Origin of the sequence: Gorillibacterium timonense (assembly GCF_001457415.1) — a bacterium.
Lineage (GTDB): Bacteria > Bacillota > Bacilli > Paenibacillales > NBRC-103111 > Gorillibacterium > Gorillibacterium timonense.
In genome coordinates this window covers 1,081,288-1,093,256 of record NZ_LN881723.1, presented here as the reverse complement: position 1 = coordinate 1,093,256, position 11,969 = coordinate 1,081,288, and the positions used below count along the sequence as shown (strand labels likewise).

The following is an 11,969-nucleotide window of genomic DNA, read 5'->3' as shown; positions in this document are numbered from 1 at the left end:
GAATAGAACTCGCCCGCACAAAATGCAAGCACGGAGGAAATACTTTGCCACCGGGAGTGGGCCTGTCATATAATCAAGAAGCGAAACATGCGTTTCAAGTTGTCCGGAGGTGATACGAGTGAGCGATTTCATGCTTTTTCTGCATTTTATTGGTCTTGCGGTGTGGTTAGGCTCTCTCGTGATGGTGGCTGTCCTGCTGACGCTTCTAAAGAAGCAGGTGGGTGAAGGAGAGCAGAAGATCGTCCGGACCGTCATTCGCGTCTTCAATATGCTGTCTCATCCCGCTGCCTTTCTCGTGCTGATCAGCGGCTTTGGCATGCTCGGTATGGACAGCGGCCACGAGGGGAAGGGAATGCCCTTCTGGTTGACGTACATGAGGGATGTCGGGACGACGATCATCGTGCTGTCGATGATTGTGCTGTCCATCCTCGGAACCAAAGTGGTGAACAAGAAGCCGGAGCCAGGAGAACCCGCTTTTCGCAAGGACAAGCTGGCTACCTTCTTGACCGTGGAGCTTGTCGTGATCGGGCTGATCCTGTCGGTTCTGCTCATCGCCAGCTTCCGCTTCTAAGGTTCATTCTCATAGGTCCCGTGTTTCATTCAGGCCGGCGAAATGCCGGCCGTTTGCGGTTTTCAACACTCTGATGAAGAAATGGAGAGGGTCAAACCATGAACGGAATTCATCATGTTCATCCAGATGATTTTGAGGAGTTTTTCCGGTTGTCCGAGTTTGCTTTCCAGTATGAAGTAAGCGACGAAGACCGCCGGAAGAAAATCGAGAAGCTGAAGCCGGAGGAGCTGTGGGGGTATTATTCGGAGGATAAGCTGGCTGCGAAACTCATGCTTCTGTCACTCGCGGTCTCCATCGGAGATCGGGAATTTGCCATGGGCGGAATTGCATCCGTTTCCACGTGGCCGGAATACCGTCGCGGCGGCTTCGTCGCCGAGCTGCTGAAGCACTCGTTCCAGGTGATGCGGGAAGCGGGGCAGATCCTGTCGATGTTGGCTCCGTTCTCATTCCCCTTTTACCGCAAGTTCGGATACGAGATCTACACCGATGTCAAAACGTACGAGCTCGAGCTGAACGGGATTCCGGCACTCCCGGACCCGGGCGGAGCCTTCCTGCGCACGCGTGACTTTTCCCTGCTGCGCAAGGTTTATGATTCCTATGCCAAGGCTTACAGCGGCATGCTCGTACGCACGGATGAATGGTGGGAACGGATTGTCGGGGACCGCTCCTCCACGTTTGCCGTATGGCTGAATGACCAAGGCGAGCCCAGGGCCTACCTCCGTTATCTCGTCCGTAGCTCGGAGATGAAGATCCACGAATGGATCTATTTGGACGAAACGGCCCGGTCGGCGCTTCTGAAGTGGATTTCCAACCACGATTCCATGTGCGGCAAGGTGACGATGAAATCGCCTGCGGACGATGCGCTGTCCTTCCTTCTGCCGAATCCTCGCTTCAAGCAAGAAGCGGCACCGTATTTTATGGCTCGCATTGTGGATGCGGAGGCGTTTATTCGGCGTTATCCGTTCCGATCCGGTGACACACTGGAGCTTATCCTTCAGGTGGAGGACGAACAGGCCGAATGGAACGTCGGCTGCTTCAAGCTAACGATCGGGGAGGACGGATCGGCTGAGATCGTCAAGCTTTCGGATCAGGCTGCTTGCCAAGAGCCGGATGATCGCGCACTTTCCTGCTCAATTCAGACGCTGACGGCTCTCTTGATGGGGTATCAGACCCCAACGGCTTTACGGAAGATGGGCCGGCTCGAAGGCTCCGAGAAGGCAGCCGTTCTTCTGGAAAATCGGCTTCCGGGTCTCACTCCGTACCTGTCTGACTTTTTTTGAGATCCCCTTCTGTCCTGGGGAGCTCCCCCACAGGCATCATCTGCATTCTTACTACTTGATTGAGGTGTTCTTTTGTCACAGCAAACCAAAAACCTTCCGCAGGCAGAGCCTACGGATGGATTCAGCAAAAGCGGCTTCATCATTTCGGCGGTCGGCAGCTCAGTCGGCCTCGGGAATATTTGGCGGTTCCCCTATTTGACGAGTCAAAACGGCGGAGCCGCGTTTTTCCTGCTGTTCACCCTCTGCCTGCTGCTGATCGGGCTCCCCGTTCTGCTGGCGGAGCTGGCGATCGGACGCGGAGGGCGGGGGAACGCGGCGTCTTCCTTCCAGAAGCTTTCCGGCAAGAAGGCGTGGGGGCTGTTCGGCCTGATCTCCGTGCTCGGTTCGCTGCTCATCATGTCCTTTTACGGAGTGGTAACGGGCTGGACCTTGCACTATTCCGTGCGGTCTTTCACCGGTTTCTTGAATCGGCAATCGGATTACGCCGCTTCCTTCCAGTCGTTTACCGGTTCCGGTTACTGGCCGGTCTTCTGGGAGATCATCGCGATGGCCATCACTTGCTGGGTGGTGGCGAAGGGGATCTCCGGCGGGATCGAAAAATTCAACAAAGTGCTCATTCCCGCCATGGTCGTCGCTCTCCTCGTGCTGATGGTCAATGCGCTTACCTTGTCCGGTGCCAAGGCGGGCATCGATTACTTTCTCAAGCCGGACTTCTCCAAGCTGACTCCCGAGGCAGGGCTTCTCGCGCTCGGACATGCCTTCTTCTCCCTGTCGCTCGGGATGGGAACGATGGTCACCTACGGCTCCTACGTGAACAAGCGGCAGTCCTTGAAGTCGGCATCCCTCGCCGTGGTCGGCGGAGACCTGGTGTATGCGCTCATCTGCGGGCTGATCATCTTCCCAACCTCGTTCACCTACGGGCTGGAATCCCAGCAAGGACCGGGACTCGTGTTCATCGTGCTTCCCGCCGCTTTTCACGCCATGCCATTCGGCGCCGTTCTCGGTGGTATCTTCTTCGTGCTTCTCGCCATTGCCGCGCTCACCTCGGCGGTATCGATGCTGGAGGTTCCGGTAGCCTTCGCCATGGAAAAATGGAAGTGGACGCGCACGAAAGCGTCTGTCGCCATAACGGCCGTGTGCGTGCTTCTCGGGGTTCCCGCGGCACTGTCGGCGGAAGGACCGTGGAAGGGCTACGTCTGGCTGGGCCGGACGGTGTTCGACTGGCTGGATTATACGGCTTCCAACCTGCTGCTTCCGTTCGGCGGGCTGCTGGTTACGCTTTTTGCCGGGTACGTCTGGAAGACGTCCTCGCAGGAAGCGGAGCTCACTCCCTTCTGGAGCCGGGTATGGCGGTGGCTTCTCCGCTATCTGGCGCCGGTTGTCATCGTGTTGATCTTCTTGTACTCGGCGGGGCTCCTTCGTTTTTAACCTCCTCCGCTGCTTTGGCATAACCTGTTAGCAGTACGCCTTCAACTCATAGCCACGGTTGCTGCACCTTTTCCAATACCAATTGACACGAAAGCATCTCCACCCGATCAGGGGTGAAGCGTACCAGCGGGTTTGGCCAGATAGACAGCGTTCATCGGCTGATAGCGGTTTCACACGATCGCCTTATTCGACCTGCATATCCGCTTCCGGTAAGTGTTAAGTATCGGTATAAGGAAAGGATGGTAGGAGAATGGCTGACGAAGAGAACATCCGGGACAAGACGAAGGGAATGGAGCAAGCGGCGGTTACGGAAGCCTACAGCCGTCAGGCCACCCGCGTGCTGCTGATCTCACTGGCCGGCATGCTGGTTACCGCCGCTGTGCAAGCGGTCATCTGCGTGTATTCGGGCAGCGTCGCGCTTCTCGCGGACACGATCCACAACTTCGGCGATGCGCTCACCTCAATTCCGCTCTGGATCGCGTTTGTCCTCTGCAAGCGCCCGCCTTCGAAGCGGTTCACGTACGGGCTCGGCCGCACGGAGGATCTGGCCGGCCTCTTCATCGTTGCGGTCATTCTCGCCAGCGCGGGAGTAGCCGGGTATCAATCCATCCAGCGGCTGGCGCATCCGGCTGAGCAAACTCATCTGGGCGTGACCGCCGCCGCCGCACTCATCGGCTTTATCGGCAATGAGATCGTCGCGGGCTATCGCATCCGCATGGGGCGGAAGCTGGGCAGCGCCGCGCTCGTGGCGGACGGTCAGCATGCTCGCATGGACGGCATTACCTCGCTTGCCGTCATCGCGGGAGTGGCGGGCTCCTGGCTGGGTTATCCGATTCTAGACCCCATCGTCGGTCTCGGCATCACGGTGATGATTCTGTTCATCGCCAAGGATACCGCTAAGCTTGTGTTTACGCGGATGCTCGACGGCATCGAGCCGGAGACCGTCGAGCGGATCACGCAGACGGCCGGGCGAATTCCCGGTGTGCGCGCGGTCAGCGAGGTCAAAGCCCGCTGGAGCGGGCATGAGATCAAGATGGAGCTCAGCATTTCCGTCGATACGGAATTGACGGTGCGCGACGCGCATCGGATCGCCCAGGAAGTCAATCATGAGCTGCTGCATGAGATCGAGCATGTGGGAAGCGTGTATGTTCATGTGGATCCGGTGGAGGAAACCGGCCCCGAGTTCCATACCCATGAAGCGCTCGACCGGTGCTGTCCCGAATCGGGATCGCTTCGCGAACGTTTATCAGGGTGACGGAGGAGTGGAACGAGCGGAGGATTGCGGCCTTTGAAGGTATGCCGATGGCTAAGCTGTCGGCTTTTTTGATTTGCGGGTGAAATATGCTATCTTAAAGTAGGAGACTTACATAAAAGGAGAGAGACACGATGAAGAACGTTGCATCTACCGTTACGCTGAACAACGGCGTTCAAATGCCGCAGTTTGGACTGGGCGTCTGGAAAGCAAAGGAAGGCTCCGAGGTTGTCGAAGCGGTCAAGGCCGCGATTGCCGCAGGATACCGCAGCATCGACACCGCTGCCGTCTACGGCAATGAAGAAGGAGTCGGACAAGCCATCCGCGAATGTGGCGTTCCCCGCGAAGAGCTCTTTATCACCACCAAGGTGTGGAACAGCGAGCAGGGGTATGACACCACTCTGGCCGCGTTTGACGCGAGCTTAAGCAAGCTGGGTTTGGATTATGTCGATCTATACCTCATCCACTGGCCGGTCAAAGGCAAATACAAAGAAACATGGCGCGCACTCGAAAAGCTGTACGCGGAAGGTCGGGCGAAAGCGATTGGCGTGAGCAACTTCCACCCGCATCATCTGGAAGATCTTCTGGCAGACGCTAAGGTGGTACCGGCTGTCGATCAAGTGGAGCTGCATCCCCTCTTGAACCAGGCGGAGCTGCGAAGCTACTGCGACAGCAAGAACATCTACGTCGAAGCCTGGAGCCCTCTGATGCAGGGCAATCTGGGCCATCCGGTACTCACCGAGCTGGCGGGCCGTTATGGGAAGTCCGCGGCGCAGGTCATCCTTCGTTGGCATCTGCAGCACAACATCATCGTGATTCCCAAATCCGTCACCCCTTCGCGGATCAAGGAAAATGCGGATTTGTTCGACTTCGAGCTTACGGCGGAGGACATGGCCAAAATTGATGCTCTGAACGAAAACAAACGCTTTGGTGCGGATCCGGACAACTTCAATTTCTAAGCGAACGAGACGATTTCGGCCTATTGATACACAAAGCAGCCTCCCCTTCATCGGAATGAGTGAAGGAGAGGCTGCTTCTGTGATAGAGCCTTTGAGGAATAGGATCGTATTCTCGCATAGGCGGTTATCGGTGGATTCGGCTGAGTCGCTCCGCCGTTCTAAATCTCCTTGCCGCAGTGGGGGCAGAAGAGAAACTCCTCCTCCAGCTTACCGCCGCAGAATGGGCAATATTCGCCCTGATATTTTCGCTTACCCGTCGAGGCGGTTGTTCCGGACTCCCGAGAAGCTTCTGGCGTGCCTGCGTTCCTCGACTCGAAGCGCGTGGAATCGTCGCCAAACCGATTGGATTGCGTAGAGCTGCCGAATGGCCTGTTAACAAAGTCGTCCAGAGGATCGGGTTCGCGGCTGCTGTCCACGATGTCGAAGTAGGACATCCGGTTGCGGCCGGTCGCATTTTTGAAGTGAAACACCGTTTGCACGATGCCGGTCACGATGAACAGAATTCCGAACAAGGGAAAGATCAAGCCGATTATTCCCGGAACTCCTCGGGTTATGCTGAACGCAATGATCGTCCAGAAAATCCCGAATATGACGGCGATGATGCTGCCGAGAGCTCCCATAGCGGACGGGCCTCGGCCGGGTTTGATGCTTTTCATGGAACGTTCCTCCCGAATGATTGAGATGGTATATATACTGCTCAGATTGGAAAAAGTTCCAGTTGGGTTTCGTTTCGCCTTGTCCAAGCCCATTCCCGTAAGGTAAGATAATCTGGACGAACGGATGTTCCGGAAAAGAAATCCTACGCGAGTGGAGTCGCGACCAGCATAAACTCTTACTCTGAAATGAGACACGACAGCACGAAGGGTGTGCATTCCTCATGGCTTTTCATTATCAACCCCGCGATTATCCGACAGCTCCGGGCTGTTACCTCATGAAGGATGCATCCGGTACGATCATCTATGTGGGCAAAGCGAAGCATCTGCGCAACCGACTCAGCTCGTATTTCCGCGGCACGCCCAAGCTGGAGCGAACCCGCGATCTGGTGGCGGAGGTCGCTTCTATTGAAGTGGTTCTCGTGCACAACGAAGCCGAGAGCCTGTTTCTCGAAAATAATCTCATCAAGCTGCACAGACCTAAGTACAACCGCGCGCTCAAAAAGGACAACAGCGGGTACGCCTACCTGAAGGTGACCAAGGAACGGATTCCTCGGCTCGACCTTCATTTCCGGGTTCGGAGGGATCTTCCGGGGAAGTTGGCCGCTGCCGGCTCCGGTCCCGGTTCCGGTTTAAACGGCTCGCGAATGTTCGGTCCTTATCCGAACGGCAAATTTCGCAATGCTCTCCTGGAATTCGTAAACGAACATTACGGGCTGCGCAGCTGCCAGAGGATGCCGAAGCGGGTTTGCTTGTATTATCACTTGGGGAAATGCTGCGGCATCTGCGAAGGGATGGTGACCCGCGAGGAGTACATGGAGCGGATCGCTCAAGCGGAGCAGCTTCTCGCCAACAAGGAAAACGAGCTGATCGCCGAATTGAAGCGGATGATGCTGGAGCATGCCGAACGGCTCGAATTCGAACGGGCGGAAGGACTCCGCCGGCAGATCGCTTCCCTGGAAAAGCTGCTGGTCAAGCAGGTCGTCGACCGGGATAGCTCCATCGATCAGGATGTACTGTACTTCGGGGAGAAGCATGTCATGATCATAAGCCTGAAGGAAGGCATGATTCGCGGCATGTTCTTTGAACCTCTGCAGATCGGCGGGGAGCAGAGCGCTGCCGAGCGTTTTTTGACCGATCGGTATCGCGAACAGGGGCCCCAGGAGCTGATCCTGAGCGAGGCTAGAGATCTCCCTAAGCTGAAGCAAGCTCTGCGGACGAGGGGAGCCGAGCCGGTGACGCTCACGGTTCCGAGGAGAGGGGACAAGCTGCGGCTTCTGGAGCTGTGCCGGCAAAACTACGAATTCCGCGCCGCAGCAGCTGCAGCCGCTGCAACCGGAGAGGCTGCCGATAATGGAGAGCTCTAGATGAATCAAGCATTTCGCCGCTTTGACGGCGGAATGCTTTTTTTGGCTTATATATATTGACAGTCGATATATCGGGTGATAATATAGAGACATCAAATACATCGACTCTCGATACAATTAACGACGATACAACGACACCCGCTATAAAAGCCGCTCTTGAGAAAGGATGAACCCCGATGAAAAAGAATACGGTCGAAGAGATGCTTCCCTTGACCGAAGCGTTCTACTACATCCTTCTCGTACTCCAGCCAGGCCCGGCGCACGGGTACGGGATGATGCAGGAAGTCGAGAGGTTAACGGATGGGCGGCTGAAGATCGGCCCAGGCACGCTTTATACCGCCCTGAATACGCTCACGGCCAAGAAGCTGATTGAGAATACGAACGAAACGGATCCGGCGGATTCCCGCCGCAAGCTGTATGCCACGACCCCGCTTGGAAGCCAAGTGGCCGAGGCGGAGATGAAACGGATGGAAGAACTGGTCCAACATGGACACCACTACCTTCAAGGAGGCCATGCCCAATGAAAAAGCAAACCGTATTCAAACCGATGAAGCTTGTCTGGAATGTCCAACAGATGGACGACAATCTCTCTGAGCTTTCGCAAAAAGGGTTCCATATGGTGAAAAACGGCTGGTTCAGTAAGCGCTGCGTCAAAAGCATGGCCGAACGGTATGAGTACCGGCATGATTACCAGAGCCGGTCGTTCTCTTCCAAAGAAGCCTTCGCGGACTATCGCGCTTCTCTCGAAGCTAAAGGATGGGAATATGTGGACAGCCGCTTCTGCTGGTATGTCTTCCGTCGCCCGTATGAAGCCGGGAAACATCCTGAGCTGTATACCGACAAGGAGTCCCGCTCCGGCTATTTCGCCCGGATGCACAGCTCGTTCCAGACACTCGCGTTTACCAATCTGGTCAGCTTCGGCGTAACTCTGAATCTTCTATTGCGGAGCGATGCTTCGCTCACCCGCTCCTTGATAACCGGGACCGCAGTCGCCTTAAGCCTGGGAGCCGGGATCGCCCTCTCGTTTGCCGCACGCAAAGCGAAGCTTCAAGGAGGGCAGGTTCAATGAGCTCGCAAACGGAATTTAAAGCAATGAAATGGACGCTGGGATTTCAAGAGGCAGAGAAATGGCTGACCGAGCAATCGGCTGAAGGGCTTCATTTTGACAAAAAGGGCATCTTCCGCTGCCGGTTCCGCCGAGATCCGAGCAAACGCTATGAATACCGGTATGATCTGCAATCCTTCATGATCGGGAGGAAGAAGGCGTTCCGGGAGTATATTACCCTCTATGAGGACGGCGGCTGGGAATACACGGACAGCCAATTATGGTGGCATATCTTCCGCAGACCTTTTGTGGAAGGACAGATCGGTGAGCTGTACACCGATTTGCCCTCACGAACCGCCTTCCTGAAGCGAATCCGGGTGCTGTTCCTCACAATCGGCTGGTTCAATATCGCTTGTCTAGCTCTGAATTTCGCCCTCAGCATGACCGTGGGGTCGGAGCGCTACGACTCCATACGCGGCTTTCTGATCGGCCTGAACTCCACGCTGGGTATCCTCCTGTTATATGCTGGTTACAGATTGAAGCCGGTCAAGGACTAATCATCTTCATTCGGAACAAGGAAACGAGGACGGCGAACGGCCGTCCCTCGATGGGGCTGTCCCCATGCAGGTTTTCACCTGCATGGGGACAGCTCTTATTTATTGAATTTCGTTTCGAGTCCAGGAAAATGCTTCATATCGGACCCCGCAATTCGCAGGATGCTCCGCCAGCGGTAATCGTCCGTGTGTTGTGTTGCATCCGCTCTTCGTCTATTCTTCTTTCGGTCTTCTTTCGGTCGATCAACCTGCCCCGGACGAGGTCTTAGGCTATGCCCCGACCAAGGTCCAGTCCAAATACCGCCGCGGGTCCGTTTTGGCTAAACCCGTTATAACCTAGAATAAAGACATAAACAAAACGTCATACCAACGAAAGGCGGTGAAACGAAATGAAACTCCAAAGCAAGAACACATTCGCGCTTATCCTGATCGCCTGCGGCGCCTTGATTCTCTTCGGCAAGCTCGGGCCGGTACTCGGATGGTTTATGGGCCTGCTCGTTCCGATCGCCCTGATCGGCTTCGGATATCTCGGCATTCGCAATGGCAAGAAGCTGATCGGCGGATTTCTCGTGTTCCTCGGCGCGATCATCTTGATCGGGAAGCTGACTCCCCTGATCGGCTGGATCGTTGCGATTCTGTTGATCGCTTACGGGATCTCGGTACTGACCAAAAAAAATAGTAGCTACTAATTCGATAAAGATGGAGTTGAGACCATGAGCGTCTGGAATCGGATGAGGGATATTACGGTGGCGACGTTGAACGACCGGTTGGAACAATCGGAAGATCCCGTCCGCCTGATCGACGGGTATCTCGCCTCCCTGCGGGAACAGATTCGAGAAACGGAACGACTGCACAGCGAATGTGCGAATCACGTCGGCGCGGTCCGCAATCAGTACCTGACGGCCCTTTCCCTCAAGCAAAAACGCGAAGAGCAAGCGGTCATCGCCCTGAAGGCGGGCGAAGAGGAAATTGCCCGCATCGCCCTGCAGGAGAAGCTTCAGCAGGAAGAAATTTGCGCCCAGTACGGCCCCTTGTATGAAGAGGGAAGAGCCTCTCTGGCCGACCTGGAGAATCAGATCCGCCAGCTGCGCGCCGACTTCGATGAAATCGCCGCTCGCCGCAGCTACTACCAAGCAAGAATGGAATCGCTCCGGCTGCAGCGTCGGATGAATGAACGCTTCTCCGGCGGCGGAGCCAATCCTTCGCCCCGCGCCTTCCAGCGGCTCGATGAGCGCCTGAGCGATATGGAGCTCGAATCCCGCACCTTGAACGAGGTTCGCCGTTCCACTACCCAATCCTACGGGTCGTATGGGTCCAACAGCAGCAGGCTGGACGAGGAAATGAACCGGCTGATGAACAAGCTGGGTGGCAAGCTGGAGGAGAAGGGCGGCAAGCTCGAAGAGAAGCTGAACCGTGAGCTCACCAAGCTGGAAGAGTCTTTGGAAGAAAATCGCGTCAAGCTCGAGCAGAAGCTCGAAGAAAAACTCGCCAAACTGAACCGGATTGAGAAGTAAAGCCGTGTCAGCTCGGAGAGAGAAAGGTTGGGATCAACTATGAACAAACTATACCGGTCCCGCAGGGACAAGAAGATCAGCGGCTTGTGCGGCGGACTCGCCGAATGGCTGAATATCGACGCCACGCTCCTTCGGGTAGTGGTCATCATCACCGCGATCTTCTCCACGGGCTTTCCGGTCATTCTCATCTACATCATCGCCAGTGCGGTGATTCCGAAGGAGCCCGGTCCGTACGACCCGCCTTATCCTCCGGCAGGCTCGTATCAGGAACGCCCCCCCTTTGCAGGCGGTAACGGCGGATTCGGTGGTTTTGGCGGCGGCAACGGCGGTCAAGCCGGAAGCCCTGGAGGGAACCCCTTTGGAAGCTTCAACTCCGCAAGCCGGCCGGAGCCTCCGAAGGCTGCACCGCAGCGAGACCAGTTGGACGAGATGATGAAGGAAGTCGAGAAGAAAGCTTTGCAGAAAGAAATCGAAGAACTCCGAGCCAAGCTCGACAAATATGAAAATGATAAGGGAGATGTATAACCATGGGAGTATTTACTCGAATCAAAGATATGACGCGCGCCTCGATCAATGAAGTTCTGGACAAAGTCGAAGATCCGATCGTTATGCTGAATCAGTACCTGAGAGACATGGAAGAAGAGATCGCTCAAGCGGAAGTTACCGTTGCCAAGCAGATCGCCAGCGAGCGCAAGCTTCAACAGCAATTGAAGGAAGCCGAGAAGCTCGCGAATGATCGCGAAGCCACCGCCCTCGCCGCCATCAAGAACGGTCAGGAAGCCGCTGCCCGCGCAGCGCTTGAAGAAAAGCTGTACTACGAGCAAAAGGTAACGGACTATACCGGCCTGCACGCTCAAGCGAAAGGCCAAGCCGACGAAATCCTCAAGCAGCTTCATGAAATGAAGGATGAGTTCTACAAAATGCGCAACAAGCGCAATGAGCTGATCTCCCGCGCCCAACTGGCGAACGCCAAGAAGCAGATGGCTTCGGTCACCAACCAAGTGACCCTCGGCGGGGGCAACGCCTCCCGCGGCTTCCACCGCATGGAAGAGAAGATCATCGAGCTGGAAGTGCAGGCGGAAGTAGCCCGCATGCCGTACACGGCGGTTCCTTCCACGGCAGCTTCCTTCAGCGCAGCCGACGCGGTGAAGAAGGAAAAGATCGACGCCCAGCTCCAGCAATTGAAGGATAAGCTGAATCCTCTGGCTGCTGAACAACCGGCTAACGAATAACATCGATATAATCAAATCGCAGCAAACGGGCACCGTCTGCCCCCGTATCAAGAGCATCTCTTGTACGGGGGCTTTCCGGCGAATGAAATAGAGCTTTTCCGGTTTGTCCCGTTT

Annotated in this window: 14 protein-coding genes; 13 read left to right on the top strand and 1 reads right to left on the bottom strand. The window is 55.8% G+C overall.

The genetic code is table 11. From position 1 onward, the window contains the following. Positions 1-118 precede the first annotated feature (118 nt). The 5 genes from BN2684_RS12600 to BN2684_RS12580 all read left to right on the top strand — a co-directional run bounded on the left by BN2684_RS12600 (position 119) and on the right by BN2684_RS12580 (position 5,490). A complete protein-coding gene (locus BN2684_RS12600) occupies positions 119-571 on the top strand; it encodes a hypothetical protein (RefSeq protein ID WP_058302470.1) in 453 nt (150 codons plus the stop codon). Positions 572-669: 98 nt separating this feature from the next. Beyond that, positions 670-1,851 (top strand): GNAT family N-acetyltransferase, encoded by a 1,182-nt coding sequence (locus BN2684_RS12595; RefSeq protein ID WP_058302469.1) that lies wholly within the window; start codon positions 670-672, stop codon positions 1,849-1,851. Positions 1,852-1,923: 72 nt separating this feature from the next. Next, positions 1,924-3,279 (top strand): sodium-dependent transporter, encoded by a 1,356-nt coding sequence (locus BN2684_RS12590; RefSeq protein WP_058302468.1) that lies wholly within the window; start codon positions 1,924-1,926, stop codon positions 3,277-3,279. A 250-nt stretch (positions 3,280-3,529) separates the two neighbouring features. Next, entirely contained in the window at positions 3,530-4,534 is a 1,005-nt protein-coding gene (locus tag BN2684_RS12585) for a cation diffusion facilitator family transporter (RefSeq protein ID WP_058302467.1), read from the top strand. A gap of 131 nt (positions 4,535-4,665) precedes the next feature. Further along, on the top strand, positions 4,666-5,490 hold the full coding sequence (locus BN2684_RS12580; RefSeq protein WP_058302466.1) for an aldo/keto reductase: 825 nt from the start codon (positions 4,666-4,668) through the stop codon (positions 5,488-5,490). A 158-nt stretch (positions 5,491-5,648) separates the two neighbouring features. Here BN2684_RS12580 and BN2684_RS12575 read toward each other — a convergent pair whose 3' ends face one another. Further along, positions 5,649-6,146, bottom strand: a complete 498-nt coding sequence (locus tag BN2684_RS12575; RefSeq protein WP_058302465.1) for a zinc ribbon domain-containing protein — start codon at positions 6,144-6,146, stop codon at positions 5,649-5,651. Positions 6,147-6,367: 221 nt separating this feature from the next. Here BN2684_RS12575 and BN2684_RS12570 point away from each other — a divergent pair, with 221 nt between their 5' ends. From BN2684_RS12570 to BN2684_RS12535, 8 genes are all read left to right on the top strand, one after another. After that, entirely contained in the window at positions 6,368-7,510 is a 1,143-nt protein-coding gene (locus tag BN2684_RS12570; protein WP_058302464.1) for a GIY-YIG nuclease family protein, read from the top strand. 176 nt (positions 7,511-7,686) lie between these two features. Further along, positions 7,687-8,034 carry a PadR family transcriptional regulator gene (locus tag BN2684_RS12565; protein WP_058302463.1) on the top strand — a complete coding sequence of 116 codons (348 nt, stop codon included), beginning with the start codon at positions 7,687-7,689 and terminating at the stop codon, positions 8,032-8,034. Beyond that, on the top strand, positions 8,031-8,579 hold the full coding sequence (locus BN2684_RS12560) for a DUF2812 domain-containing protein (RefSeq protein WP_058302462.1): 549 nt from the start codon (positions 8,031-8,033) through the stop codon (positions 8,577-8,579). Before BN2684_RS12565 ends, BN2684_RS12560 begins: the two co-directional genes overlap by 4 nt. Continuing rightward, a complete protein-coding gene (locus BN2684_RS12555; protein ID WP_058302461.1) occupies positions 8,576-9,112 on the top strand; it encodes a DUF2812 domain-containing protein in 537 nt (178 codons plus the stop codon). The genes BN2684_RS12560 and BN2684_RS12555 overlap by 4 nt, the downstream gene beginning before the upstream one ends. Positions 9,113-9,498: 386 nt before the next feature. Next, positions 9,499-9,798, top strand: a complete 300-nt coding sequence (locus BN2684_RS12550) for a LiaF transmembrane domain-containing protein (protein ID WP_058302460.1) — start codon at positions 9,499-9,501, stop codon at positions 9,796-9,798. Positions 9,799-9,822: 24 nt separating this feature from the next. After that, the gene (locus tag BN2684_RS12545) at positions 9,823-10,623 is read left to right on the top strand and encodes a PspA/IM30 family protein (protein ID WP_082651917.1); all 801 of its coding nucleotides are present in this window, start codon (positions 9,823-9,825) and stop codon (positions 10,621-10,623) included. Between the two features lie 39 nt (positions 10,624-10,662). After that, complete coding sequence (locus tag BN2684_RS12540) at positions 10,663-11,148, top strand: PspC domain-containing protein (protein WP_058302459.1); 486 nt, start codon at positions 10,663-10,665, stop codon at positions 11,146-11,148. A 2-nt stretch (positions 11,149-11,150) separates the two neighbouring features. Continuing rightward, complete coding sequence (locus BN2684_RS12535; protein WP_058302458.1) at positions 11,151-11,855, top strand: PspA/IM30 family protein; 705 nt, start codon at positions 11,151-11,153, stop codon at positions 11,853-11,855. Positions 11,856-11,969 lie beyond the last annotated feature (114 nt).

Coding starts and splice junctions, on each gene's coding strand:
- BN2684_RS12580 (WP_058302466.1), top strand. CDS start 4,666: ATGAAGAACGTTGCATCTACCGTTACGCTGAACAACGGCGTTCAAATG.
- BN2684_RS12570 (WP_058302464.1), top strand. CDS start 6,368: ATGGCTTTTCATTATCAACCCCGCGATTATCCGACAGCTCCGGGCTGT.
- BN2684_RS12575 (WP_058302465.1), bottom strand. CDS start 6,146: ATGAAAAGCATCAAACCCGGCCGAGGCCCGTCCGCTATGGGAGCTCTC.
- BN2684_RS12595 (WP_058302469.1), top strand. CDS start 670: ATGAACGGAATTCATCATGTTCATCCAGATGATTTTGAGGAGTTTTTC.
- BN2684_RS12540 (WP_058302459.1), top strand. CDS start 10,663: ATGAACAAACTATACCGGTCCCGCAGGGACAAGAAGATCAGCGGCTTG.
- BN2684_RS12555 (WP_058302461.1), top strand. CDS start 8,576: ATGAGCTCGCAAACGGAATTTAAAGCAATGAAATGGACGCTGGGATTT.
- BN2684_RS12585 (WP_058302467.1), top strand. CDS start 3,530: ATGGCTGACGAAGAGAACATCCGGGACAAGACGAAGGGAATGGAGCAA.
- BN2684_RS12560 (WP_058302462.1), top strand. CDS start 8,031: ATGAAAAAGCAAACCGTATTCAAACCGATGAAGCTTGTCTGGAATGTC.
- BN2684_RS12550 (WP_058302460.1), top strand. CDS start 9,499: ATGAAACTCCAAAGCAAGAACACATTCGCGCTTATCCTGATCGCCTGC.
- BN2684_RS12545 (WP_082651917.1), top strand. CDS start 9,823: ATGAGCGTCTGGAATCGGATGAGGGATATTACGGTGGCGACGTTGAAC.
- BN2684_RS12565 (WP_058302463.1), top strand. CDS start 7,687: ATGAAAAAGAATACGGTCGAAGAGATGCTTCCCTTGACCGAAGCGTTC.
- BN2684_RS12535 (WP_058302458.1), top strand. CDS start 11,151: ATGGGAGTATTTACTCGAATCAAAGATATGACGCGCGCCTCGATCAAT.